Origin of the sequence: Pedobacter sp. UYP1 (assembly GCF_040547305.1) — a bacterium.
GTDB lineage: Bacteria > Bacteroidota > Bacteroidia > Sphingobacteriales > Sphingobacteriaceae > Pedobacter.
This window is the reverse complement of the sequence record NZ_JBEPPL010000052.1, coordinates 1-1,073: the sequence shown is the minus strand read 5'-3', so window position 1 is coordinate 1,073 and position 1,073 is coordinate 1. Positions and strand designations below refer to the sequence as shown.

The window sequence follows — 1,073 nt, the reverse complement described above, 5'->3', positions numbered from 1 at the left end:
TCATGCTGATTTGAATATTACTATCCTTCAATAAAGTCACATAATCATCACAACAATATTGAGTTCCCCTGTCAGAATGATGAATAAGCGGCCTTAAAGGATATTTTCTGTCTTTTAAAGCTTGTTTTAATGCTTTAATACATCCAATGGTCTTTAAATCACTTGCTAAATGGTAGCCCACAATTTTTCTAGAATAAGCATCAGTCACTAAAGAAAGATAAACAAAACAACTGTCTGTACGCAGGTAGGTAATATCACTAACCCATATTTCTTCTGCTTGAATTGCCGGCCTTCGTTGAACTAAATCAGGATGTATTTTATAGCGATGAAATGAATTAGTCGTATATACCCATTTCTTTTTGGTCTTAATCAGCAGGCCATGTGCACGTACCAAATCAAATACAGCGTCTCTACCCATAGTAATCCCATGAGCTTGTAAAAATCCATTATTGAGCTCCTTGTGTAGCTTTACACATCCCGTTTTTGGAAGTTCTTTCCTGATTTGCTGAATCTTTTCAAGCACAATATGTTCTTCTAAAAAATGTAACTGAACACTTTTTAAATGGTTATACCAAGCTTGCCTGGTATAACCATTTACCCAACAAAGATTAGCTATACTATAATACTTGCGGGTACCTCTTAGCTCAGCAATCACTTGGTAGCAGCTTTTTTTTTAAGATCTGTACCATATTCTGCATTAGCAATAGCAATTACTTTTTCAAGAACTGCTACCTTCATTTCTGCTAAAGCCACTCGCTTTTCAAGGGCTCTGATCTGGGAAGGGTTTAAGGCTCCATATTCTGCTTCAATTGGTTCATCAGCTATCATAAGATCTTGATTCTTTCGGTACCAAGATACGAACCACAACACAGTATGTTCTGCTAATCCATATTTTTTTCCTACCTGTGGATAACTGTAAGATCCTGATAAATATTCTAAGGCTACCTGAACCTTAAAACTGTCTGAATGGATAGCTTTTCTACCCCCTTTGCCTTTATTCGGCTTTTCGTCTTTTATACTCATTTTTCTGTTTTGAAAAACTTTCTTATGTAAACTCTTTTCAGGAACGGACA

At 36.0% G+C, this 1,073-nt stretch carries 2 protein-coding genes; both read right to left on the bottom strand.

Annotated features, from left to right (window positions below):
- Window positions 1–655: IS3 family transposase (locus tag ABIB30_RS27250; protein ID WP_354306169.1), on the bottom strand; the 655-nt coding region annotated here is incomplete at its 3' end.
- Window positions 652–1,073 (bottom strand): transposase (locus tag ABIB30_RS27245; RefSeq protein ID WP_354306168.1); only part of this gene is annotated, 422 nt, incomplete at its 5' end. The genes ABIB30_RS27250 and ABIB30_RS27245, both read right to left, overlap by 4 nt.